Source organism: Streptomyces sp. SID8374, assembly GCF_009865135.1.
In the GTDB taxonomy this organism is placed as follows: Bacteria; Actinomycetota; Actinomycetes; order Streptomycetales; family Streptomycetaceae; genus Streptomyces.
This window is the reverse complement of record NZ_WWGH01000001.1, coordinates 4480658-4504471: the sequence shown is the minus strand read 5'-3', so window position 1 is coordinate 4504471 and position 23814 is coordinate 4480658. Positions and strand designations below refer to the sequence as shown.

The following is a 23814-nucleotide window of genomic DNA, read 5'->3' as shown; positions in this document are numbered from 1 at the left end:
GGAAGGTCGGGAGCGAACCCGGCCCGCACTCACCCCAGCCCGTCCTCCACCAGCGCCGCCCACTGCGCCACCACCCGCGCGCGCCGGGCGGTGTCGTCGGTGAGGAGGTTGGCGAGGCCGAGGCCCCGGGCCATGTCCAGCAGGCCCTGGACCGTTTCGCGGACGCCGGGGCGGGACTCGTCGGCGCCCAGGAGTTCGACGGCGATCCGGTGCGTCTCGCGGCCCACCCGCGCCTCCAGCTCCGTGACGCGCGGCCGCAGCTGCTCCTCGTTGGAGGCGGCGACCCAGAGCTGGAGCGCGGCCCGGAACAGCGGGCCCGTGTACAGGTCCACCAGCGCCGCGACCACCTCCGCGCGCCCCTGCACGGGGAGCGCGCGCAGGGCGGCCGAGCGCTCCTCGGCCACGTACTCCACCGCCCCCGTGAACAGGTCCTCCCGGGTGGGGAAGTGGTGCTGGGCCGCGCCCCGCGAGACCCCGGCCCGCTCGGCGACGACCGAGACGGTGGAGCCCGCCCAGCCGTGTTCGGCCAGGCAGGCCACCGCCGCCTCCAGGAGCCGCTGCCGGGTGGCCCGGCTGCGATCCTGCTTGGGGGCGTGAGCCGCTTTCGCGACGCTGGAGGAGGAGGTCACCGCACCCATGCCGGGTCCCGTCGTTCAAGGAAGGCCGTCATCCCCTCCCTGGCCTCCTCGGAGGCGAACAGCGCGGCGGAGCGGGCGATGAGGTCTTCGGCGTACTGGTCGAAACTCCTCAGCACCGTAGCCGTGACCAGCTCCTTCGATGCGGCCAGCCCCTGCGGTGAGGCCCGGCGCAGGCCGTCCAGGACCGGGACGAGGGCCTTGTCCACGTCCTCGGCGGCCACCGTGACCAGCGAGATCCGTGCCGCCTCCGCCGCGTCGAACCGCTCCCCCGTGAGGTAGTAGCGGTTCGCCGCCGTACGGTCCACGCGCGGCAGCAGCGTCAGGGAGATGACCGCAGGGGCCAGCCCCAGCCTCGACTCCGTGAGCGCGAACGTCGCCGCCGGCCCCGCCACCGCGATGTCGCACGCCGCCAGCAGCCCCAGGCCGCCCGCCCGGACATGGCCGTCCACGCGGGCCACCACCGGTTTCGGCAGCGCCACGATCTCCCGCATCAGGCCCACGAACGCCTCCGGGTCCGGCGGCGCCTTCAGGTCCGCCCCGGCGCAGAACGTCGTCCCGGTGTGGGTCAGCACCACCGCCCGTACGGTCTCGTCGGCGGCGGCCTCCGCCAGCGCCTCCCGGACCCCGCCCACCAGGGCGGCCGAGAGCGCGTTGCGGTTGCCCGGGGAGTCCAGGGTCAGCGTCGCCACGCCCCGGTCCCACGTCCGTACGATCAGCGTCACTGCTCCTCCGTCTTCTCCCGGTCGCGCAGCTCGCGCCGGAGGATCTTGCCGGACGCGGCCCGGGGCACCGCCGCGATGAACTCGGCCTGCCGCACCTTCTTGTACGGGGAGACCCGCTCGGCGACGTACGCCATCACGTCGTCCTCGGTCAGCCCCTCCACCCCGGGCCCCCGGACCAGGAACGCCTTCGGGACCTCATTGCCCTCGGCGTCGTACACCCCGATCACCGCCGCGTCCGCCACCTGCTCATGGGTGAGCAGCAGCGCCTCCAGCTCGGCGGGGGCGACCTGGTAGCCCTTGTACTTGATCAGCTCCTTGACCCGGTCGACGACGTACAGCCAGCCGTCCTCGTCGGCCCGGCCCACATCCCCCGTGTGCACCCAGCCGCCCGCGTCGATCATGTCGGCGGTGGCGTCCGGGCGGCCCAGATACCCCTTCATCACCTGGGGGCCGCGGATCAGGATCTCGCCGTCCTCGCCCGGCTCCGCGTCCCGCGCCGGGTCCTCCAGGGACACGATCCGCATCTCCGTGTTCGGCAGCAGCTTGCCCACCGTCCCCGGCGGCGGCTCCTCCACGGAGAGCGGCACCACATGCGTACCGGGCGACAGCTCCGTCATCCCGTACGCCTGCCGCACCGGCGGCAGCCCCAGCCGGGCCGAACAGGCGGCGGCCAGCTCGGCGTCCAGGGGCGCCGCGGCGCTGACGATGTACCGGAGCGAGGACAGGTCGTACTCCCCCACCAGCGGGTGCTTCGCCAGCGCCAGCACGATCGGCGGGGCCACGTACAGACCGGTGATGCGGTGCGTCTGGATGGCCTCCAGGAACTGCGCCAGGTCGAAGCGGGGCAGGACGACGACGGTCGACCCGCAGCGCAGGGGCGCGTTCATGAGCGCCGTAAGCCCATAGATGTGGAAGAACGGGAGCACCGCGAGGATGCGGTCGCCCTCCCCCATCGGGATGAACGGTCTCAGCTGCTCCAGGTTCGTCCCGATCGACCGGTGCGTCAGCATCACGCCCTTGGGCGTGCCGGTCGTGCCGGAGCTGTACGGGAGCGCCGCCACGTCCTCGCCGGGGTCGATGGCGACGGCCGGTTCGGGGGCGGTCGAGGCGAGCATGTCCAGGATGGAGGTGTGGCCCTCCGCCTGGTCGCAGACGTAGATCTCCTGTACGCCGCCGGTGAGTTCGGCCGCGCGGCGGGCGGTCTCCAGGAGCGGGGAGACCGTCACGATCCACTTGGCCCCGCTGTCGGCCAGCTGCTTGGCGAACTCCTCGGCCGTCGCCAGCGGGTGGACCGTCGTGACGGAGGCGCCGGCGCGCGTGGCCCCGTAGAAGACGGCCGGGTACGCGATGGTGTTCGGGCTGTGCAGGGCGAGCACGTCGCCCTTCCTGAGCCCGGCCTCGGCGAGCGCGGCGGCGATCCGCCGGTGGAAACCGTCGAGTTGGGTGTACGTGAGGGAGGTGCCGTTCACCCCGTCGATCAGGGCGACCGTGTCACCGAAGCTCGCGGCTTCGCCGAGGACCGCTTCGTGGATGGGCACGTCGAGGGCCGGTACATCTGCGTACTCACTGCGGAACACCATGGCGGTTACCCCTGTCGTCGCGGTGGCACGCGCCGCCCCGGAGGGGGCGGGCGCGGGGAGGCCGTGCGGGTGTGGAGAGTCAGAATCGCCCCTGGGGGTGGGGAAGGGCGAGAGGTCGGACGGGCCGGGTTCTTCGCGGGTTCTAGTAAGACTTGGGCAGGCCCAGCGACTGGTGCGAGACGTAGTTCAGGATCATCTCCCGGCTGACCGGCGCGATCCGGGCCACCCGGGAGGCGGTGATCAGGGAGGCGAGCCCGTACTCGCGGGTCAGTCCGTTGCCGCCCAGGGTGTGGACCGCCTGGTCGACCGCCTTCACGCACGCCTCACCGGCCGCGTACTTGGCCATGTTCGCCGCCTCGCCCGCCCCGATGTCGTCGCCGTCGTCGTAGAGCCGGGCGGCCTTCTGCATCATCAGCCGCGACAGCTCCAAGTCGATGTGGGCGGTGGCGAGCGGGTGCGCGATGGCCTGGTGGGCGCCGATCGGGGCCTTCCAGACCTGGCGCGTACGGGCGTACTCCACGGCCCTGCCGAGCGCGAACCGGCCCATCCCGATCCCGAACGCGGCCGTCATGATCCGCTCGGGGTTGAGCCCCGCGAAGAGCTGGAGCAGCCCCGCGTCCTCGTCGCCGACCAGGGCGTCGGCGGGCAGCCGCACATCGTCGAGGACCAGCTCGAACTGCTTCTCGGGGGCGTGGAGTTCCATGTCGATCTGGTTCCGCCCGAACCCTTCCGCATCGCGCGGCACGATGAAGAGGCAGGGCTTCAGCTTCCCCGACCGGGCGTCCTCCGTGCGGCCCACGATCAGGGTCGCGTCGGCTATGTCGACACCGGACACGAAGACCTTGCGGCCGGTGAGCACCCAGTCGGTGCCGTCGCGGCGGGCGGTGGTGGTGATCCGGTGGGAGTTGGACCCGGCGTCCGGTTCGGTGATCCCGAAGGCCATGGTCAGGCTGCCGTCGGCGAGGCCCGGCAGCCACCGCCGCTTCTGTTCGTCGGTCCCGAAGCGGGCGATCACCGTTCCGCAGATGGCGGGCGACACGATCATCATGAGAAGGGGCGAGCCCGCCGCCCCCAACTCCTCCAGCACGATGGACAGTTCGGCCATGCCTCCGCCCCCGCCCCCGTACTCCTCGGGCAGGTTCACCCCGAGATAGCCGAGCTTGGCGGCCTCCGCCCACAGCTCGCTGGTGTGGGCGCCCTCGCGGATGACGGTGGTCATGTAGTCGCGCCCGTACCGCTTGCCGAGGGCGGCGACGGCGGCGCGCAGCGCCTGGTGCTCTTCGGTTTCGAGGACGGCGGTACGGACGATGCTCATGCGTTCTCCTCCGGTGCGGATGCGGCTATGGGGGTGGCGTCCGGGCCCTCCTGGACCACGGCGAGCAGGGCGCCCACCTCGACCTGGTGGCCGGGGGCGGCGTGCAGGGCGGTGAGGGTGCCGGAGGCGGGGGCGAGGATGCGGTGCTCCATCTTCATCGCCTCCAGCCAGATCAGCGGCTGCCCGGCCTCGACGGCGGCCCCGGGCGCCAGGCCTTCCGCGAGGCGGACGACGGTGCCGGGCATGGGGGCGAGCAGCGAGCCGGGGTCGGTCTGGGTGGCCGGGTCGGTGAAGCGGGGCAGGGCGGTGAAGGTGTACGAGGCTCCGGCGGTGTCCACGTAACGGCGGTCCCGATCGGTGGTGACGCTGAAGTCCCTTGTCACGCCTTCCAGTTCGAGGGTGACGCGATCCGGAGTGGCGGCGAGGACGCGGATGCCGGGGGTGTCGTACGGCTCCGGGGTGCCGGTGCGCGGGGTGCGGTAGGCGATCTCGTGCTCGGTGCCGTCCGGTTCGCTGCGGTAGCGCTTGACCTGGGGCTGCGAGGGGACGTTGCGCCAGGCGCCGAAGCGGGTGGGGGCGGGGCCCGGGGCGCTCGTCGTGCGTACGGCTTCCGCGAGCGCGGCGGCGAGGGCGGCGGTGGCGGGGTCACCGGGTCCGGGGGCGGTCAGGTCGGCGAGGTGCCGGTCGTAGAAGCCGGTGTCGAGTCGGGCCGCCACGAAGTCCGGGTGGCGCAACGACCTTACGAGCAGGGCGCGGTTGGTGACCGGGCCGTGGATACGGGCGCGCTCCAGGGCCCCGGCCAGCAGCCGTACCGCCTCCGTGCGCGTCGGGGCGTGGGCGATGACCTTGGCGAGCATCGGGTCGTAGTGGACGCCGATGGTGTCGCCGCCGGTGTACCCGGTGTCCAGCCGCAGCCCGGGCGCGTCCGGCACCTCCAGCGTGAGCAGTGCTCCGGTCTGCGGCTGCCAGTCACGCGCGGGGTCCTCGGCGTAGAGCCGGGCCTCGACGGCATGGCCGGACGGAGACGGGACTGCCGGGTCCAGCGGCTCCCCCTCCGCCACCCGGAGCTGCCACGCGACCAGGTCCACCCCGAACACAGCCTCGGTCACCGGGTGTTCGACCTGGAGGCGGGTGTTCATCTCCAGGAAGTACGGCCTGCCCTCGGCGGAGACCAGGAACTCCACGGTCCCCGCCCCCCGGTAGCCGACCGCCCGCGCGGCCGCCACCGCCGCGTCGTGCAGCCCGGTGCGCAGGGCATCATCCAGCCCGGGCGCCGGGGCCTCCTCGATGACCTTCTGGTGGCGGCGCTGGAGCGAACAGTCCCGGGTCCCCAGCGCCCACACGGTGTCGTACGCGTCCGCCATGACCTGCACCTCGACGTGCCGGCCCCGCTCCACGTACGGCTCCGCGAACACCTCGCCGTCCCCGAAGGCGGACGCGGCCTCGGCGGCTGCCGCCAGCAACTCCCAGCCCAGCGCGTCGAGTTCCCGCACGATCCGCATCCCGCGCCCGCCCCCGCCCGAGGCGGCCTTCAGCAGCAGCGGCAGATCCTCCGGGGTGGCCGTCGCCGGGTCCACGGGGGCCAACAGCGGCACCCCCGCCCCGCCCATCAGCTCCTTGGCCCGGGTCTTGGACGCCATCAACTCGATGGCCTTCACCGGCGGGCCCACCCACACGAGCCCCGCGTCCTGCACGGCGGCGGCGAAGGCGGCGTTCTCGGAGAGGAAGCCGTAGCCGGGGTGCACGGCGTCCGCCCCGGCGGCCAGGGCTGCGGCCACGACGAGGTCGCCGCGCAGATAGGTGTCGGCGGGGGCGGAGCCCGGCAGGCGCACGGCGAGGTCGGCCTCGCGTACGTGAAGGGCGCCGGCGTCCGCGTCGGAGTACACGGCGACCGTGGTGATGCCCAGGTCACGGCAGGTGCGGAAGATCCGGCAGGCGATCTCGCCCCGGTTGGCGACGAGCAGCGTGGTGATAGTCATCTGGGCCTCACATCCGGAAGACGCCGAAGCCGCCACGGGCGCCCTCGACCGGTGCGGTGTGGATGGCGGACAGGCACATCCCGAGGACGGTCCGGGTGTCGCGCGGGTCGATGACCCCGTCGTCGTACAGCCGCCCGGACAGGAACATCGGCAGCGACTCCGCCTCGATCTGCTGCTCCACCATGGCGCGCAGCCCGGCGTCGGCCTCGTCGTCGTACGGCTGCCCCTTTGCGGCGGCCGAGGCGCGGGCGACGATCGACAGCACGCCCGCGAGCTGCTGCGGCCCCATGACGGCGGACTTGCTGCTCGGCCAGGCGAAGAGGAAGCGCGGGTCGTAGGCACGGCCGCACATGCCGTAGTGCCCGGCCCCGTACGAGGCGCCCATCAGGACCGACAGATGCGGGACGCGGGAGTTGGCGACGGCGTTGATCATCATCGCGCCGTGCTTGATGATGCCGCCCTGCTCGTACTCCTTGCCGACCATGTAGCCGGTGGTGTTGTGGAGGAAGAGGAGCGGGATGTCGCGCTGGTTGGCGAGCTGGATGAACTGGGCGGCCTTCTGCGACTCCTCGCTGAACAGCACCCCCTGCGCGTTGGCGAGGATGCCGACCGGATACCCGTGCAGCCGCGCCCACCCCGTCACCAGGCTCGTCCCGTACAGCGGCTTGAACGCGTCGAAGTCCGATCCGTCGACCAGCCGCGCGATGACCTCGCGCGGGTCGAAGGGCACCTTCAGATCACCGGGGACGATCCCGAGCAGCTCGTCCTCGTCGTACTTCGGCGGCTCGGCAGGACCCGGATCGGCATGCGCCTTGCGCCAGTTGAAGCGGGCGACGATGCGCCGGGCCTGGCGGATGGCGTCCTGCTCGTCGACGGCGAAGTGGTCGGCGAGCCCCGATGTACGGGCATGCATCTCGGCCCCGCCCAGGGACTCGTCGTCGCTCTCCTCGCCGGTCGCCATCTTCACCAGCGGCGGCCCGCCGAGGAAGACCTTGGACCGCTCCCGGATCATCACTGCGTGGTCGGACATACCGGGGACGTACGCGCCTCCGGCGGTGGAGTTGCCGAACACGACGGCCACGGTGGGGATTCCGGCGGCCGAGAGCCGTGTGATGTCCCGGAACAGCGCCCCGCCCGGGATGAAGATCTCCTTCTGCGAGGGCAGATCGGCGCCGCCCGACTCCACCAGGCTGATGCAAGGGAGCCGGTTGGCGAAGGCGATCTCGTTGGCGCGCAGGGCCTTCTTCAGGGTCCACGGATTCGAGGCCCCGCCGCGTACGGTCGGGTCGTTGGCGGTGATCAGGCACTCGACGCCCTCCACCACCCCGATGCCCGTGATGAGCGAGGCGCCGACCGCGTAGTCACTGCCCCAGGCGGCCAGCGGCGACAGCTCCAGGAACGGGGTGTCGGGGTCGACCAGCAACTCGATCCGCTCCCGCGCCGGGAGCTTGCCGCGCTTGCGGTGCCGGGCCAGGTACTTCTCGCCGCCGCCCGCGAGCGCCTTGGCGTGCTCGGCCTCCAGCTCGGTGAGCTTGGCCAGCATGGTGGCCCGATTGGCTGTGTATTCCGGGCTGTTGGGGTCTATCGCGGTGGGCAGGACGGTCATGCGGACACCTCCGGTACGGGGACGCCTTCCAGCAGGGCCACGGGGATGGGCAGCCACCGCGACCGCAGCCACTCCCCCACCGCCTTGGCCTGCGGATCGAACCGGGCCTGCGCGGCGACGCCTTCACCGAGGAGGCCGTGCACGGTGAAGTTCAGGGCGCGCAGGTTGGGCAGGACATGGCGTACGACGGTCAATTCGGCGGCCTCCGGCAGGAGTTCCTTCAACCGCCGGACGGTCAGCTCGTGGGCCAGCCACCGCCAGGCGTCGTCGTCGCGCACCCAGACACCCACGTTGGCGTCACCGCCCTTGTCCCCGCTGCGGGCGCCCGCGACGAGCCCGAGGGGAGCGCGGCGGGTGGGGAGATCGGAGGGGTACGGGTCGGGGAGCGGCGGTTCGCCCACGGCGGCCAACTCCTCCGTACGGTTGGGTGGTTCGACGACTTCTCGTGTCCCGTCCGGCAGCACGGCGGTGTGCGCGACCTCCCCCGCCGGTACGTGGATCGCCTCGAACACCCCGTAGGGCGCGCCCTTTCCGGGTGGGGCGGTGACATGGAAGCCCGGGTAGCTGCCGAGGGCGAGTTCGACGGCGGCCCCGGAGACGGTCCGGCCCACCGCCTCCGCGTCCTGGTCGCGGACGACGAGCCGGAGCAGGGCACTGGCCCGCTCCTCGGTGTCGGCATCGGAGCGGTCGGTACGGGCCAGCTCCCACCGGACCTCGGCCGGCGGCCGCGCACCGCCCCGCTCCAGGGCGTCGGCGAACTGGTCCTGCACCAGGCGGGCCTTGGCCTCGATGTCCAGGCCCGTGAGCACGAACACGACCTCGTTGCGCCAGCCGCCGAGCCGGGTGAGCCCGGCCTTGAGTGTGGGCGGCGGGGCCTCGCCACGCACCCCGTCGATGCGGACCCGGTCCGGGCCGTCGGGCGTGAGCCGTACGGTGTCGAGACGGGCGGTGACGTCGGGTCCGGCGTACCGGGCTCCCCCGGTCTCGTAGAGGAGTTGGGCGGTGACGGTGCCGAGATCGACGACACCTCCCGTACCGCTGTGCTTGGTGATGACGGAGGACCCGTCGGCGTGGATCTCGGCGAGGGGGAAGCCGGGGCGGCGGATGTCGTGGGCGCCGAAGAAGGCGTAGTTCCCGCCGGTCGCCTGCGTACCGCACTCCAGGACGTGCCCGGCGACCACGGCACCCGCGAGGGCGTCCAGGTCGTCCGGGCCCCAGCCGAAGTGGGCGGAGGCCGGGCCGGTGACGAGGGCCGCGTCGGTGACCCGGCCGGTGACCACGATGTCCGCCCCGGCCCGCAGGCAGGCGGCGATCCCGCCACCGCCGAGGTAGGCGTTGGCGGTGAGGAACCCGTCGGGCACGGGCAGGCTGTCGCCCTCGACGTGGGCGACGGTGACCGGGACCCCGACCTTGGCCGCCAACTTCCGTACGGCGTCGGCGAGGCCGGCCGGGTTGAGGCCGCCCGCGTTGGCGACGATCTTCACCCCGCGCTCATGGGCAAGGCCGAGGCCTTCTTCCAGTTGGCGCAGGAAGGTGGTGGCGTACCCCTTCTCCGGGTCCTTGAGGCGGCTGCGGCCGAGGATGAGCATGGTCAGCTCGGCCAGATAGTCGCCGGTCAGGACGTCGAGGGGGCCGCCGGTGAGCATCTCGCGTACGGCATCGAAGCGGTCGCCGTAGAAGCCGGAGGCGTTGCCGATGCGGAGGGGTGCGGGGGCGGTCACCGGTCACCTCGTACGGCTTGCCCGGCGCGGGGCGGGCGGCCCGGGCCAGGGGGACCTGCGAAGGCCTGGGCTATGGAGAGCCACTCGTCGGCGTCGCGCCCCTCGGCGGTGACCGCGAGGTCGGAGCGGTGAGCGCGCTGGGTGACCAGGAGGCAGAAGTCGAGGAGCGGCCCGGTGACACGCTGGGCGGCGCCTTCGGGCCCGTACGCGATCAACTCACCATCGGGCGATGCGAGTTCGACGCGGAACTGCTCCACGGGCGCCGTGATGCCGCGTACCGCGTAGGCGTAGTTCCGGGCCCGCACCCCGATCCGCGCGACGTGCCGCAGCCGGGCGGTGGAGGCTCGGGTGACCCCGAGGGCGTCGGCGATGTCCTGGCCGTGGGCCCAGGTCTCCATGAGGCGGGCGGTCGCCATGGACGCGACGCTCATCGGCGGCCCGTACCAGGGGATCCGGGTCCCGGCGGGGGCGTCCCGCAGCACCTTGCCCAGCCGCTGCCGCCCGTCCCGCCACCTGGCGAGCAGGGCGTCCGGGGCGTGGGCGGCGACCAGCGCCTCGGCGGCCTCGTCGACGAAGGACTCGGGGGCGGCGAGCGCCTTGGCCACCTCGTCGCCGAACCGGTCCGGCTCGGTGGCCGCCAGCAGCGCGACCTCGTCGGTCCAGGTCAGGTGGGCGATCTGGTGGGCGACGGTCCACCCTTCGGCGGGGGTCCGGTCGCGCCACCGGTCCGCCTCCAACGCACCTACCAGCGCGTCGAGTTCGCCGCTCTCCTCGCGCAGATCGTCGACCACCGCTGCGACATCGGACACGTGCGCTCCCCTCGGGACCGGGTGTGGTGCCCAGGAGCATGGCAGCGGAGCAGAAAACAATCAAGCACGCTTGCATGATTTTCTGTCCCGTCAGTGTCCGGCGACTCAGGGCCGGACACTCCCTGGCCGCCACCGACGCCGAGACCGGTCGGCGGCACCGGCCGGTGTCCGGTTCCCGTTCCCAGGCCCCGCCTGGCACCTCGTACCGCTGCTAATCTCCGCCGATGACCGCCGAACCGCACCTGGTGAACCCGCACTTCGACGGCGACCGGCTCATCCTGGAGGAGCGCCGCGAGGCCGGATACGTCCGCTACACCTTTCCCGGCACGGCGACACCCCCGGGCCCGCCGCACGCGCTCTCCCTGGCCGAGGCCCTGCACGCGCGCATCTGGCCGGCCGGCACGGCGGAGGTCGTCCTGCGGGCCTGGGCGGCAGGGGGCGGCCCGGGGGGGTCGGTCGAGGTGGACGATCCGGCCGCCGTTCCTCCCGTACGGGTGCGGGCCGGGGCGATCGTGATCCGGGACGGGCACATGCTGCTCATCCGCTTCCAGGAGCCGGACGAGGACGGCCCGTACTTCGAGATCCCCGGCGGCGGGGTCGAGACGGGCGAGACCCCCGAGGAGGCCGCCGTACGGGAGCTGCGCGAGGAGACCGGGCTGCGCGGGAGCGTCCGGCGCGAGGTGGCGCGGATCTGGAAGGGGGGCCGGCACGAGCACTACTTCCTCATGACAGCCGAGGGGAGCCCCGGCGCCCCCGAGACCCTGGACACCTACGGCGGAACCCTCGCCTGGATCCCCGTACCGGAGCTGCCCACCACCGCCCTGTGGCCGCGCCGGCTGTCCTGGCGGATCGCCCACTGGCACCAAACGGGGTGGCCCGCCCACCCGGCCGAACTCGCCGACTCCATCACCGACCTCCGGGCGCCGTGCACCTGGTGACCGGTGCGCTCGGATCTCCCACCCTGCCCTACGTAGGGCAGGGTGGTAATCTGGCGGCATGATAAAGACGACCGTGTACCTTCCGGAAGAACTGGAAGTGCGGCTGGACGCCGAATCGGCCGCGACCGGCGTCAGCAAGGCGGAGCTCATCCGGCGCAGCATCGCCCTGCTGCTGGACCACGCGGAGCGGCCGAAGCGCAGCCGGGAGCTGCCGGTCTTCGACAGCGGACGCCCCCTCACACCCGACGAGATGGACGAGTCGGTCTACGAACACATCAAGGAACGGGCCGCACGCCGTTGATCATCGTCGCCGACACCTCCGCCCTCTACGCCGCTTTCGACGCCGCGCAGGCGGAGCACTCCGAGGCAGCCCGGATCCTGGAGAACGAGAGGCTGGCCATCTCGCCGTTGGTGGTCACCGAGCTGGATCACCTGGTCCATCGCGACCTGGGGTTCTCGGCGGCGATGCAGGTGATGGAGGCGCTGAACTCCCGCATGGACGACGGGCAGTACCGCCTCGCCGAGCTCAAGCTCGCCGACCTGCGAACAGCCCAGGAAGTGCGGCAGAAGTACGAAGGCCTGCGGCTGGACCTCGCCGACGCGGTCGGGGTCGTCCTCGCCGACCGCTATCGGACAAACCGCATCTTCACCCTGGACCAGCGCGACTTTCGGGCCGTGGCCCCCCTCACCCCCGGGCTGGACGCCTTCCGGATCCTGCCTGCCGACAGCTGAGGCCCCGCCCGCCCTGCTCTGCCCTGCCGTGGAAGGCCAGGCGCCGTGCACCTGGTGACCGGTGCCCGCGGCCGAACCCCTCACCCCTTGCGCCGCGCCCCCGTCTGGCTGCGTACCGCGCCCATGCTCGCCCCGATGACCAGGGCGATGGCGAGGGCGTCCGTCGTGGAGAGGGCCTGGTTCAGGATCAGGAAGCCCGCCGTGGCCGCGATCGCCGGTTCCAGGCTCATCATGACCGCGAACGTGGAGGCGGGCAGGCGGCGCAGGGCCATGAGTTCCAGGGTGTACGGGAGCACCGAGCTGAGGACCGCCACCGCCGCCCCGAGCGCCAGGGTGGAGGGGACCGTGAGCTTCGCCCCGGACTCCAGGATGCCCAGGGGCAGCGAGAGGACCGCGGCGACCACCATCGCCAGGGCCAGCCCGTCCGCCTGCGGGAAGCGGCGGCCGGTGCGGGCGCTGAACACGATGTACGCCGCCCACATCGCCCCGGCCCCCAGCGCGTACGCCGCGCCCACCGGGTCCAGGCGGTCGAAGCCCCCGCCGCCCAGCAGGACCACGCCGACCAGGGCGAGCCCGGCCCACAGGACGTTGATCAGGCGGCGCGAGGCGAAGACGGAGAGCGCGAGCGGGCCGAGCACCTCCAGGGTGACGGCGATGCCGAGCGGGATGCGGTCCAGCGCCTGGTAGAACAGCGTGTTCATGCCGCCCATCGCGACGCCGAAGGCGACCACCGTGCCCCAGTCCGCGCGCGAGTGGCCGCGCAGCTTCGGCCGGCACACCACCAGCAGGATCAGCGCGGCCGCCGCCAGCCGGAGCGTGACGACGCCCAGCGCCCCCGCCTTCGGCATCAGCAGCGCGGCGACGGCCGAGCCGAACTGGACGGAGAGGCCGCCCGCGACCACCAGCACGATCGGCACCAGCGCGGTCCGTCGGCCCGGTCCGCCGTCGGCCCCCTTCTGCCCGGCGCCCTCCAGAGCGGGCACCGCCTCGGGTACGGCGACGGCTGCGGCGGCCGGCTCTGCGGCACTGCGCTGGACGTTCACGAGCGGCCTTCCGGGAACAGGAGAGGTGCGGGGGTGCGAGACGACGTACGGGCTCCACGTTAGGGACCCGCGCGCGTCCCGTGAAATGAGTTCTGGGCTCCCGTTATGCTCCGGACGCATGAGCCACCCGGAAGAGGCGGGAAACGCGGCGGTCCCGGGGCGCCCGGCAGCCCCTACAGCCCCACCGCACCCCGCAAGCCCGGCAGCCCCCACAGCCGCGCCGCACCCCGAACGCCCGGCGGCTGCCTCCCGGGCCGTGGAGCTCCGCCATCTGCGGGCCTTCCTCGCCATCGCCGAGGAGGGCAACGTCACCCGGGCCGCCGCACACCTCGGCCTCACCCAGCCCGCCGTCTCCCGCACCCTCGCCGCCCTGGAACGCCACCTGGGGCTCCGGCTCGTCGACCGGTCCACCCACCACCTCGCCCTCACCCCCGAGGGCGTCGCCTTCCGGGACAAGGCCGCCGCCGCGGTGGCCGCCTTCGACGAGGCCCTCGACACCGGGCGGCTGCGCCACTGGCCCCTGCGGCTCGGGCACGCCTGGTCGGCCTTCGGCCCGTACACCACACCGCTCCTGCGGGGCTGGCAGGAGCGGTACCCGGCCACCCCGCTGGAGCTGCTCCGCATCGACGACCGCACCGCCGGGCTCACCCGGGGCGAGGTCGACGCGGCGCTGCTACGCGGGCCGGTCCAGGCGCCGGGGCTCGTCACCGAGGTGCTGTTCACCGAGGCGCGGGTGGCGGCGGTGACGGCGGACGGGCCGTTGGCCTCCCGTACGTCGCTGCGCCTCGCCGACCTCGTGGGCGGCCCCGTCGTCCTGAACACCGTCTCCGGCACCACGACCCCCGAGCTGTGGCCGCCGCACGCCCGGCCCGCCGCCACCCTCACCGTCGCCAACACCGACGACTGGCTCACCGCCATCGCCGCCGGGCGCGGCAGCGGGATCTCGGCCGCCTCCACCGCCGCCGTGCACCCGCACCCGGGGGTCGTCTACGTGCCCCTCGACGACGCCCCGGGCGTCCCGGTCCTCCTCGCCCGCCGCGACGGCCCGGGCCACCCCGCCCTGCCGAAGCTGGCCGCGCTGGCCCGGGAGATCGTCGCGCGGGGGTGAGGCCGGGGGCACGGGGGCGTACGCGTGCCTACTCCAGCACTTCCGGCAGCTTCAGCCGGATCGGGCCGCAGCCGATCCGCTCCGCCTCGGCCTCCACGTACTTCGGCAGCAGCGCGCGGACCAGGTTCGGCCCCTTCCCCTTCTCACTGCTGACCGAGCAGCTGGTGATGCGCCGACGCCGGATATGAGCACCGCCCCGCCAGGACCGCGCCGAGGACCGCCCACCTCCTCCGCCGCCGCTTGCCACCGTCTTCCACGACATTCCCCGTTGCGAACCGCGACGACCACTGCAAACCCGTCGATGCCAGCGGTCAGCCCTCAGGAGCCCCTCACCTCACGTGCTCGGCGATCGTCCGCGCGCACACCAGCGATTCGGTACGGGTGGTGTCGACCTCCACGTCGTAGACCACGCCCCGGTGGACGACCTCCGCCTGCGCCACGGCCATCCCCACCGTCCGGTCGCCCCGGGCGGTCTCCCGCCCCGCCGCGACCTCGGCCTCGCACCGCACGCCGACCCACAACACCCCGAGCCCGCCCAGCCGTCGCTGCCACCGCCGCTGGCCCGCCGCCCCGCCGAGGAACACCTCGTCGACGATGATCCGGGCGCCCGCGCGGGCCATCGCGGCGACCCCCTCGGTCCAGGCGTCCTCCAGCTCCCGGAACCGGGGCCCGATGCTCACCCCGCCGTCCGGGCCGAACGCGATGCCCGTCTCCGAGGCCTGGAGGGCGGCGGGCATCGCGTCGACCATCGTGTCGGTCCCCAGCGCGAGCCACGGGTCCGGCAGGACGGCTTGCAGACACCGGACGATCCCGGACTTGCCGGAGCTGGAGCCGCCGTTGAGAACGATCACCTGAGTCTTCACGCGCGCCACCGTACAAGCGCCCGGGGAGCCACCTGAACCGCATTTCAGCGGCCGCCGCCCTCCTCCCCGTCCAGCCCCTCCGCGATCACCTCCGCCAGGTGACGGGCCCGCCGCCCGGCCAGCCGGTCCAGTTGCGTACGGCAGGAGAACCCGTCCGCCAGCAGCTCCGTTCCGGGCTCCGACCCCCGTACCGCAGGCAGCAGTTGCTCCTCCGCACACGCAACGGAGACCTCCCAGTGCCCCTTCTCGAAGCCGAAGTTCCCGGCCAGCCCGCAGCACCCGCCGCTCAGCTCCCCGGTCAGCCCCATCCGCTCCCGCAGCCGCCGCTCCGCCGCGTCCCCGAGGACCGCGTGCTGGTGGCAGTGGGTCTGGCCGACGACCGGGCGGTCCAGCCGGGGCGGGGTCCAGTCGGGGGCGTACTCCTCCAGGTACTGGGCCAAGGTCCGTACGCTCCCCGCCAGTTCGGCGGCGCGCGGGTCGTCGGGGAGGAGTTCGGGCAGGTCGGTACGGAGGGTGGCGGCGCAGCTCGGTTCGAGGACGACGAGCGGGTGGCCGGGGAGGAGGCCGATCCGGTCCAGGGTGCGGCGCATCACCGCGCGGGCCCGGTCCAACTGCCCGGTCGACACGTACGTGAGGCCGCAGCAGACCCCGCTCGGCGGCGGCAGCACCGTGCGTCCCGTCGCCTCCTCCAGCACCCGGACCGCCGCCCGGCCCACCTGCGGCGACAGGTGCTCGGTGAAGGTGTCCGCCCAGAGCTGCACCGCCCGGTCGGAAGAGAGGATGTGCGGCCCCCTGCCCTGACGTCCCCTCAGCCACCGGCTGTACGTCTCCGTCGCCAGCACCGGGATCGTCCGCTCGGGTGCGATCCCCGCCAGCCGTTTGGCCAGGGCGGCCAACGGGCGTACGCGGGCCAGGGCGTTGAGGGGGCGGGCGAAGGGCGCGGCCAGGCGCAGCCACTGCGGGAGGCGGCCCATCGCGTAGTGGGCGGCGGGGCGGAGCCGGCCCCGGTAGTGGTGGTGCAGGAACTCCGCCTTGTACGTGGCCATGTCGACACCCACCGGGCAGTCGCTGCGGCACCCCTTGCAGGAGAGGCAGAGGTCGAGTGCGTCCCGTACCTCCGTGCTCCGCCAGCCGTCCGTGATCACCTCGCCCGCCAGCATCTCGTGCAGCAGCCTGGCCCTCCCCCGCGTCGAGTGCGCCTCCTCGCCGGTCGCCCGGAAGGAGGGGCACATCACGCCCGCGCCCGGGGCCGTCTCCGTACGGCACTTGGCGACGCCGACGCACCGCCGTACCGCGCCCGCGAAGTCGCCGCCGTCCTGCGGGTAGCCGAACTCCACGTCCACCGGGCGCCTGGGCAGGACGGCGAAGCGGAGGTTGGTGTCGAGGGGGGCCGGGCGGGCGAGCATGCCCGGGTTCAGGCCGCCGTCCGGGTCCCACAGGTCCTTGAACGCGCCGAAGAGGGCGACGAGTTCTTCCCCGTACATCCGGGGCAGCAGCTCCGCGCGCGCCTGCCCGTCGCCGTGCTCGCCGCTGAGGGAGCCGCCGTGCGCGACGACGAGATCGGCCAGCTCCTCGGAGAAGCGGCGGAACCTTGCCACACCTGCCGATGTCAGCAGGTCGAAGTCGATGCGTACGTGGATGCAGCCGTCGCCGAAGTGGCCGTACGGCGTTCCACGCAGGTTGTGTTGGGCGAGCAGGGCTCGGAAGTCGCGCAGGTATGAGCCTAGTTGGGCGGGCGGGACCGCGCAGTCCTCCCAGCCGGGCCACGCCTCGCTGCCGTCGGGCACCCTCGTCGCGGTGCCGGAGGCGTCCTCGCGGATGCGCCACAGGGCCCGCTGCCCGGCCGGGTCGGTGACGATCGCTCCGTCCACCGCGTCGGCCGCCCGCAGGATGCGCTCGGCGTGCGCCTTCGCCTCGGCCGGGGTGGCGCCGCCCGTCTCGACGAAGAGCCAGGCGGCCCCGCGCGGCAGCCCGGCCAGTTCGCGTACGAGGTCGGCGGCCATGCCCTCGACGGTGAGCGGGCCGTACGGAAGGAGGCCGGGAGCCGCCTCGGCCGCCGCCGATTCGTCGGCGTACCCGAGGACGGCCAGGGCCCGGGCGCGCGGGGCCTCGACCAGGCGGACGGTCGCCTCGGTGACCACGGCGAGGGTGCCTTCGCTGCCGCAGAACGCCCGTACGGGGTCGGGGCCGCCGGGGTGTTCGGGGAGCAGCGCGTCCAGCGCGTAGCCGGAGATGCGGCGCGGGAGGTCGGGGTAGCCGGTGCGGAGGAGGGCCAGGTGCGCGTCGACCAGTTCCCGTACGCCTTCGGGGCCGAGGGTTGCCTTTGCGCGTACGCCGCCGGAGCCGAGGGCCGTCTGTTCCCGTACGCCTTCGGGGCCGCGCCCCCCTCCTCGCCGAGGCGCCCCCTGCTCCAGCCGCAGCGCCTCGCCCCCGTACCGCACCACCGACAGCCCCCGCACGTTGTCCGCCGTCGTGCCCCAGGCCACCGAGTGCGCGCCGCAGGAGTTGTTGCCGATCATGCCGCCGAGGGTGCAGCGGCTGTGCGTGGACGGGTCCGGGCCGAAGGTCAGGCCGTGCGGGGCGGCGGCCGCCCGCAGGTCGTCCAGGATGACGCCGGGCTGGACGGTGGCGGTGCGGGCGGCCGGGTCCAGGTCGAGGATCGCGCGCAGGTGGCGGGTGAGGTCCAGGACGAGGCCCGTACCGGTGGCCTGGCCCGCGATGGACGTGCCCCCGCCCCGTGCCACCACCGGCACCCCGTACTCCTGGCAGATCGTCAGCGCGGCCGCGATGTCGTCGGCGTCGCGCGGGGCGAGGACGCCGAGCGGGACGCGGCGGTAGTTGGAGGCGTCCATCGTCGTCAGGGCCCGGGCGGTCGGTCCGAAATCGCTCGCGCCGCGTACGGCGGAGCGGAGCGCGGCGGCGAACCCGGCGGGGGCTTCGGCGGTCGGGCGATGCTGTTCGGCCATGGCTTCAGCATGCCGTCGGTACAGATGAACTCTTGGGATGCGGGCGGACAAATTCCCTCAAGAGGCACAAAAAAGCCCACAAGATCTTCCCAAACAGACCGTCAAGTCTCCTATAGTGACCAAGACTTGAGCAGGAATTATCAGCTCCAGTTGTGCATGATCGCCCGTACCCGTGGTGAACTGTCCGGATTCGACCGGCGCGGTTCACCTCCTCCCGCCCCGTCCGCCACCGAGGACTCCGATTGCGCCCCTCATTCAGGCCCACCGCACTCGCCCTGCTGATCTCGGCAGCCGTCACCGGCACGCTGACTCTGTGGGCCGTGGCCGCGGCCCCCGATTCGGTACGGACCCCGCTGGCCTGGGGCGCGGGCGCAACCGCCGTGCTGCTGAGCCTCTGCGTGGCCGTCACCGTCCACACCCTGGGGACCGCGCGCACCCTGCGCTCCCTGCGGGCCGCCGACAACCAGCGGTTCACCTCCGAGACCTCGCACCTGGTCTCCGCCTCCGCCGCCGAGGCCCAGCGCTTCACCGCCGAGACGGCCAGGATCAAGGCCGCCGCCTCCGCCGAGACCGCCCGGGTCACCGCCGAGGCCCGCGCCGAGAACGAGCGGATCGCCGCGGAGGCCGCCGCCGAGCGGTCCCGGCTCTCCGTCACCGTCGACCGGCTCACCGCCCGCGCCACCCGCGCCGAGACCGAGCGGTCCGCCGCCGTCGCGGCCTGCGCCAACGCGGCCGGGCGCATGCAGGCCCTGGCCACCAGCATGCTGGCCGACCTGCGGGAGATGGAGCACCGGCACACCGACGAGTCCGTGCTCGGGGACCTGCTCCACCTCGACCACCGCACCGCCCAGGCGGGTCGGCTCGCGGACTCCATCGCCGTACTGACCGGGGCGCGTTCCGGGCGGCGCTGGGCCAAGCCGATCGTCATGGAGTCGATCCTGCGCGGCGCGATGGGCCGCATCGGCAGCTACCAGCGCGTCCGCCTCCACTCCACCAGCGATGTCGCGATCGCCGGGCACGCGGCCGAGGGCGTCATGCACGCGCTCGCCGAACTCCTCGACAACGCGGCCAACTTCTCGCCGCCCACCGCCGAGGTGCACGTCTATGTGGAGGAGGTCCCGGCGGGCATCGTCATCACCGTCGAGGACAGCGGCCTGGTCATGAGCGAGGTGCAGCTGCGCCGCGCGGAGAAGGCCGTCTCCGCCGAGAACCAGGACCTCACCAACCTCTCCGGCACCCGGCTCGGTCTCGCCGTCGTCGGCCGGCTGGCCCGTAAGCACGGACTGACCGTCTCCTTCCGGCCCTCGGCGCGCGGCGGTACCGGCGCGCTGATGATGCTGCCGCAGGACCTGATCTCGCGGGCGGCCGCTCCGGCCCCCGGCCCGGCCGCCGCGCTCCCGGCCGCTGCCGCGACCGCCGAGCCGGAGCCGTCCCACGCCTCCGCCGAGGGCACGGACACCTCCGACGCCGCGCCCACGGCCCGCTCCCTCGCCACCGCCGACACCTCCTCGTCGTCGCCGGCCCCCGCGGTGGAGCCGGCGCCGGAGTCGGAGTCCGAATCCACCGGCGCCGTACCCGCGTTCGGCGAGAGCGGCCTGCCCAAGCGCCGCCGCGGCCGCACGCTGGCCGCCGCCGAGTCCCGTACCGGCAACGCCACCCCCGGCGGAACCGAAACCCCCCGGGCCCGTACCACCGACCCGAAGGTCCAGGCAGCGCGCTTCAGCACCTTCAGCCGGGCCGTACGTGCCAACTCCCCGCACCCGGAAGGCAACACCCGATGACCGCGACCACCGACGAGAAGCTCAACTGGCTGCTGGAGGGGCTGCTCGACCGCACCCCCGGCACCCGCCACGCCCTCGTCCTGTCCCGCGACGGCCTCAAGCTGTGCCGCACGCCCGAGCTCTCGGTCGACCAGGCCGACCAGCTGGCCGCGATCTCCGCCGGGATCCAGAGCCTGTCGCACGGCGCGTCCATCGAGTTCGGTGACGGCACCGGCGGCGTACGCTCCGCGATGGCCGAGTTCTACGGCGGTGTGCTGTTCATCGTCGAGGCGGGCGCGGGCGCCCACCTGGCCGTCGTCGCCGACGAGGACTCCGACGTGGGTCTGGTGGGCCACAACATGAGCGAGCTCGTCGAACAGCTCGGCGAACACCTCGTCGCCCCGCCGCGCTCCCCCGCCGCCGACCTTCCGGCGGCCGAGAGCTCGGCCGTATGACGACGGCGCCCCGGCCCCGCCCGGGCCGCGACGACGACCCGGACCGGCTGTACACCCTCACCGGGGGACGCAGCCGCTCCGACTCGGCCGCCTTCGACCTGGTGACCCTCGTCGTCGCCGAGTGCGATCCGGCCCCCGGCATGCAGTCGGAGCACACCGCGATCCTGCGGATGTGCCAGGGCCCCACCGCCGTCGTCGAGATCGCCGCGAACCTGAACCTGCCGGTCAGCATCGTCCGCATCATGCTGTGCGACCTGCTGGACACCGGCCGGATCAGCGCCCGCCACCCCCGTACCGCCCGTGTCGCGGACCGGCTCCCCGACCCCGACATCCTGGAACAGGTGCTCGTTGGACTCCGCAACCTCTGACCGCGCCACCCTGAGCGACACCGCAGACAACGGACTCAAGATCGTTGTCGTGGGCGGCTTCGGGGTCGGCAAGACCACCATGGTCCGATCCGTGAGCGAGATCCGTCCGCTCAACACGGAGGAGACGATGACCCGCGCGGGCGAGGCCGTCGACCACCTCGACGGCGTGCAGGCCAAGACGTCCACCACCGTGGCGTTCGACTTCGGCCGCATCACCCTCGACGAACGCTCGGTGCTGTACCTCTTCGGCGCGCCCGGACAGGAGCGGTTCTGGTTCCTGTGGGACCGGCTGTTCTCCGGCACGCTCGGCGCGGTCGTCCTGGTGGACACCCGCCGGCTCGCCGACTCCTGGTACGCCATCGACCGCCTGGAGCACCACGGCACGCCGTTCATCGTGGCGTGCAACGACTTCGGCGGCCCGCTCCACAGCGAGCAGCAGATCCGCGAGGCCCTGGACCTCGCGGACGACGTGCCGCTGGTGGAGTGCGACGCCCGGGACCGGTCCTCCAGCAAGTACGTGCTCATCACGCTCGTGGAGCACCTCGCCGCGCTCTCCGCCGCCCGCCTGCGCGCCTCCGGAACGCCCGTCCCCGAGGCGGCACTGGCGGCGGCCGCCCCGACCCCGGAGCCCGCCCCGTGACCACCACCTCCGGAACGCCCGGCACCGCTTCCGGCTGCCCCGTCTCCCACGGGTCCGTACCCCTGTCCGGGCCCCGCTTCCAGAGCGACCCCGTCCAGCTCTACCGGGACATGCGGCGCGACCACGGCGCCGTCGCCCCGGTCGTGCTGGACGGCGACGTGCCCGCCTGGCTCGTCCTCGGCTACCGCGAGCTGCACCAGGTCACTGGCGACCCGGTCCTCTTCAGCCGGGACTCCGACCTGTGGAACCAGTGGGAGCGCATCCCCGACGACTGGCCGCTGCTGCCGATGATCGGGCGCAAGCAGCCCTCGATCCTCTACACGGTCGGCGAGCGCCACAGCGTCCGCGCGATGATGATCAGCAACGCGCTGGAGGGCGTCGACCCGTTCTCCCTGAAGCGGTACGCGGAGGAGTTCGCGGACGAGCTGATCGACCGGTTCTGCACCAAGGGCTCGGTCGACATCATCGCGGAGTACGCCAAGCTGCTGCCCGCGCTCGTGCTGGCCAGGATCTACGGCTTCTCCGACGAGGAGGCGTACCCCCTGGTCGGCGCGATCAACGACATGATCGACGGCCGGGAGCGGGCGCTCGCCGGACAGCAGCACCTGGGCGCCTCGATGTTCCAGCTGCTGGCCGACAAGCACGCCGAGCCCGGCGACGACGTCGCCAGCCGGATGATCGCGGACACGGGCGGGTTCACCGACGAGGAGGTCGCCCAGGACCTCATGGTGATGATGGCGGCCGGGCACCAGCCGACCGCCGACTGGATGGGCAACTCGCTGCGCCTGATGCTCACCGACGACCGGTTCGCCGCCTCGCTCTCGGGCGGCCGGCACAGCGTCGCCGAGGCGATGAACGAGGTGCTCTGGGAGGACACCCCGACGCAGAACGTCGCCGGCCGCTGGGCCGCCCGCGACACCCACCTCGGCGGGCGCCACATCCGCGCCGGTGACCTGCTGCTCCTCGGCCTCGCCGCCGCCAACGGGGACCCGCAGGTGCGGACCGACGGCTCGGCGCTGACCGGCGGCAACAACGCCTTCCTCTCCTTCGGCCACGGCGAGCACCGCTGCCCGTTCCCGGCCCAGGAGACCGCCGAGGTCATCGCCCGTACCGGCATCGAGGTCCTGCTGGACCGGCTGCCGGACGTGGACCTCGCCGTCCCCGCCGAGCAGCTCACCCGCCGCCCGTCGCCGTGGCTGCGCGGTCTGACGGACCTGCCGGTGATCTTCACGCCCACGCCCGCCCTGGGCAGACCCGGAAGCCTCGGAGGCCCCGCATGACCCGCATCGCACTCGACCCCTTCGTCAGAGACCTCGATGGCGAGAGCGCCGCGCTGCGGGCGGCCGGTCCGCTGGCCGAGGTGGAGCTGCCGGGCGGCGTACACGTGTACGCGGTCACCCGCCACGCGGAGGCCCGCGCGCTGCTCACCGACAGCCGGGTGGTCAAGGACATCAACGTCTGGAACGCCTGGCAGCGCGGCGAGATACCGATGGACTGGCCGCTGATCGGCCTGGCCAACCCGGGCCGCTCCATGCTGACGGTCGACGGGGCCGACCACCGCCGCCTCCGTACGCTGGTGGCGCAGGCGCTCACGGTGAAGCGGGTGGAGCGGCTGCGGGCGGGGATCGAGGCGCTGACGAACGCGAGCCTGGAGAAGCTGGCGGCCCTCCCGGCCGGGCAGCCGGTGGACCTGAAGGCGGAGTTCGCCTACCCGCTCCCCATGAACGTCATCAGCGAGCTGATGGGCGTGGACGCGGCGGACCACCCGCGGCTGAAGGAGCTGTTCGAGAAGTTCTTCTCGACGCAGACGCCGCCGGAGGAGGTCCCGCAGATGATGGCGGACCTCGGGACCCTCTTCACGAAGATCGTCAACGACAAGCGGACGAACCCCGGCGACGACCTCACCAGCGCCCTGATCGCGGCCTCCGAGAACGGTGACCACCTCACCGACGAGGAGATCGTCAACACGCTGCAACTCATCATCGCCGCCGGACATGAGACCACCATCAGCCTCATCGTCAACGTGGTGGAAGCGCTCCAGACCCACCCCGAGCAGCGCAAGCAGGTCCTGAACGGGGAGATCCCGTGGGACGGCGTGATCGAGGAGACGCTGCGCTGGAACACCCCGACCTCGCACGTCCTGATCCGCTTCGCCACGGAGGACATCGAGGTGGGCGACAAGGTGCTCCCGAAGGGCGAGGGCCTGATCATCTCGTTCGGCGCACTGGGCCGGGACGAGGAGCAGTACGGCCCGACGGCGGGCGAGTTCGACGCCACGCGCACCCCGAACCGCCACATCGCCTTCGGCCACGGCCCGCACGTCTGCCCGGGCGCCGCCCTGTCCCGCCTGGAGGCGGGCATCGCGCTCCCGGCGCTCTACGAGCGGTTCCCGGAGCTGGAGCTGGCGGTCCCGGCCTCCGAGCTGCGCAACAAGCCGATCGTGACGCAGAACGACCTGTACGAGCTGCCGGTTGAGCTGGGCTGCCCGTTCGGCCACGACGCGTAGTTCTCGAGGTGCGCCCGGCCGTCCACGGGTCGGAGTGCGCGTCTCACCGGACGGACACGGTTGCC

The 23814-nt window shown here is 73.2% G+C and carries 22 protein-coding genes; 10 read left to right on the top strand and 12 right to left on the bottom strand.

The window, feature by feature from the left end; all coding sequences use genetic code 11:
- Positions 1 to 29: 29 nt before the first annotated feature.
- The 8 genes from GTY67_RS20045 to GTY67_RS20010 form a co-directional block, all read right to left on the bottom strand.
- Positions 30 to 638 carry a TetR/AcrR family transcriptional regulator gene (locus tag GTY67_RS20045; protein WP_161279564.1) on the bottom strand — a complete coding sequence of 203 codons (609 nt, stop codon included), beginning with the start codon at positions 636 to 638 and terminating at the stop codon, positions 30 to 32.
- Entirely contained in the window at positions 626 to 1360 is a 735-nt protein-coding gene (locus GTY67_RS20040) for an enoyl-CoA hydratase family protein (protein WP_161279563.1), read from the bottom strand. The genes GTY67_RS20045 and GTY67_RS20040 overlap by 13 nt, the downstream gene beginning before the upstream one ends.
- A complete protein-coding gene (locus GTY67_RS20035; RefSeq protein ID WP_161279562.1) occupies positions 1357 to 2940 on the bottom strand; it encodes a 4-coumarate--CoA ligase family protein in 1584 nt (527 codons plus the stop codon). Before GTY67_RS20035 ends, GTY67_RS20040 begins: the two co-directional genes overlap by 4 nt.
- Positions 2941 to 3082: 142 nt before the next feature.
- The gene (locus tag GTY67_RS20030) at positions 3083 to 4255 is read right to left on the bottom strand and encodes an acyl-CoA dehydrogenase (RefSeq protein ID WP_161279561.1); all 1173 of its coding nucleotides are present in this window, start codon (positions 4253 to 4255) and stop codon (positions 3083 to 3085) included.
- Positions 4252 to 6234, bottom strand: a complete 1983-nt coding sequence (locus tag GTY67_RS20025; protein WP_161279560.1) for a biotin carboxylase N-terminal domain-containing protein — start codon at positions 6232 to 6234, stop codon at positions 4252 to 4254. Before GTY67_RS20025 ends, GTY67_RS20030 begins: the two co-directional genes overlap by 4 nt.
- Before the next feature lie 7 nt (positions 6235 to 6241).
- Complete coding sequence (locus GTY67_RS20020; RefSeq protein WP_161279559.1) at positions 6242 to 7840, bottom strand: carboxyl transferase domain-containing protein; 1599 nt, start codon at positions 7838 to 7840, stop codon at positions 6242 to 6244.
- Positions 7837 to 9561 (bottom strand): acyclic terpene utilization AtuA family protein, encoded by a 1725-nt coding sequence (locus GTY67_RS20015; RefSeq protein ID WP_161279558.1) that lies wholly within the window; start codon positions 9559 to 9561, stop codon positions 7837 to 7839. Before GTY67_RS20015 ends, GTY67_RS20020 begins: the two co-directional genes overlap by 4 nt.
- A complete protein-coding gene (locus tag GTY67_RS20010) occupies positions 9558 to 10370 on the bottom strand; it encodes a TIGR03084 family metal-binding protein (protein ID WP_161279557.1) in 813 nt (270 codons plus the stop codon). Before GTY67_RS20010 ends, GTY67_RS20015 begins: the two co-directional genes overlap by 4 nt.
- A 224-nt stretch (positions 10371 to 10594) precedes the next feature.
- On the opposite strand from GTY67_RS20010, the gene GTY67_RS20005 reads away from it, so the two are divergent.
- The 3 genes from GTY67_RS20005 to GTY67_RS19995 are packed head-to-tail and all read left to right on the top strand — an operon-like array spanning position 10595 to position 12040.
- The gene (locus tag GTY67_RS20005; protein WP_161279556.1) at positions 10595 to 11308 is read left to right on the top strand and encodes an NUDIX domain-containing protein; all 714 of its coding nucleotides are present in this window, start codon (positions 10595 to 10597) and stop codon (positions 11306 to 11308) included.
- Positions 11309 to 11366: 58 nt separating this feature from the next.
- Positions 11367 to 11609, top strand: a complete 243-nt coding sequence (locus GTY67_RS20000; RefSeq protein WP_078907951.1) for a CopG family transcriptional regulator — start codon at positions 11367 to 11369, stop codon at positions 11607 to 11609.
- Positions 11606 to 12040, top strand: coding sequence for a PIN domain-containing protein (locus tag GTY67_RS19995; RefSeq protein ID WP_161279555.1), 435 nt, complete (start codon positions 11606 to 11608; stop codon positions 12038 to 12040). Before GTY67_RS20000 ends, GTY67_RS19995 begins: the two co-directional genes overlap by 4 nt.
- An 80-nt stretch (positions 12041 to 12120) precedes the next feature.
- Here the strand turns inward: GTY67_RS19995 and GTY67_RS19990 are convergent, their stop codons facing one another.
- A complete protein-coding gene (locus GTY67_RS19990; protein WP_093694144.1) occupies positions 12121 to 13083 on the bottom strand; it encodes an EamA family transporter in 963 nt (320 codons plus the stop codon).
- A gap of 256 nt (positions 13084 to 13339) precedes the next feature.
- Here GTY67_RS19990 and GTY67_RS19985 point away from each other — a divergent pair, with 256 nt between their 5' ends.
- Complete coding sequence (locus tag GTY67_RS19985; protein ID WP_161279554.1) at positions 13340 to 14191, top strand: LysR family transcriptional regulator; 852 nt, start codon at positions 13340 to 13342, stop codon at positions 14189 to 14191.
- Between the two features lie 28 nt (positions 14192 to 14219).
- Here GTY67_RS19985 and GTY67_RS34645 read toward each other — a convergent pair whose 3' ends face one another.
- The 3 genes from GTY67_RS34645 to GTY67_RS19975 all read right to left on the bottom strand — a co-directional run bounded on the left by GTY67_RS34645 (position 14220) and on the right by GTY67_RS19975 (position 18020).
- Positions 14220 to 14453: a hypothetical protein gene (locus GTY67_RS34645; RefSeq protein ID WP_202462324.1), complete on the bottom strand. Its 234-nt coding sequence runs from the start codon at positions 14451 to 14453 to the stop codon at positions 14220 to 14222.
- A 67-nt stretch (positions 14454 to 14520) separates the two neighbouring features.
- The gene (gene cpt / locus GTY67_RS19980) at positions 14521 to 15054 is read right to left on the bottom strand and encodes a chloramphenicol phosphotransferase CPT (protein ID WP_343238712.1); all 534 of its coding nucleotides are present in this window, start codon (positions 15052 to 15054) and stop codon (positions 14521 to 14523) included.
- Between the two features lie 44 nt (positions 15055 to 15098).
- Complete coding sequence (locus GTY67_RS19975; RefSeq protein WP_161279553.1) at positions 15099 to 18020, bottom strand: FAD-binding and (Fe-S)-binding domain-containing protein; 2922 nt, start codon at positions 18018 to 18020, stop codon at positions 15099 to 15101.
- Positions 18021 to 18262: 242 nt separating this feature from the next.
- Here GTY67_RS19975 and GTY67_RS19970 point away from each other — a divergent pair, with 242 nt between their 5' ends.
- Genes GTY67_RS19970 through GTY67_RS19945 form a run of 6 tightly spaced genes read left to right on the top strand, consistent with a single transcriptional unit; the run spans position 18263 to position 23749 of the window.
- Positions 18263 to 19801, top strand: a complete 1539-nt coding sequence (locus tag GTY67_RS19970; protein WP_161279552.1) for an ATP-binding protein — start codon at positions 18263 to 18265, stop codon at positions 19799 to 19801.
- Positions 19798 to 20235, top strand: coding sequence for a roadblock/LC7 domain-containing protein (locus GTY67_RS19965; protein WP_093694139.1), 438 nt, complete (start codon positions 19798 to 19800; stop codon positions 20233 to 20235). Before GTY67_RS19970 ends, GTY67_RS19965 begins: the two co-directional genes overlap by 4 nt.
- Complete coding sequence (locus GTY67_RS19960; RefSeq protein WP_093694138.1) at positions 20232 to 20603, top strand: DUF742 domain-containing protein; 372 nt, start codon at positions 20232 to 20234, stop codon at positions 20601 to 20603. The genes GTY67_RS19965 and GTY67_RS19960 overlap by 4 nt, the downstream gene beginning before the upstream one ends.
- Positions 20584 to 21243: an ATP/GTP-binding protein gene (locus tag GTY67_RS19955; RefSeq protein ID WP_093694137.1), complete on the top strand. Its 660-nt coding sequence runs from the start codon at positions 20584 to 20586 to the stop codon at positions 21241 to 21243. The genes GTY67_RS19960 and GTY67_RS19955 overlap by 20 nt, the downstream gene beginning before the upstream one ends.
- Positions 21240 to 22523, top strand: a complete 1284-nt coding sequence (locus GTY67_RS19950) for a cytochrome P450 (RefSeq protein ID WP_093694136.1) — start codon at positions 21240 to 21242, stop codon at positions 22521 to 22523. Before GTY67_RS19955 ends, GTY67_RS19950 begins: the two co-directional genes overlap by 4 nt.
- The gene (locus GTY67_RS19945; RefSeq protein WP_093694135.1) at positions 22520 to 23749 is read left to right on the top strand and encodes a cytochrome P450; all 1230 of its coding nucleotides are present in this window, start codon (positions 22520 to 22522) and stop codon (positions 23747 to 23749) included. The genes GTY67_RS19950 and GTY67_RS19945 overlap by 4 nt, the downstream gene beginning before the upstream one ends.
- Positions 23750 to 23814 lie beyond the last annotated feature (65 nt).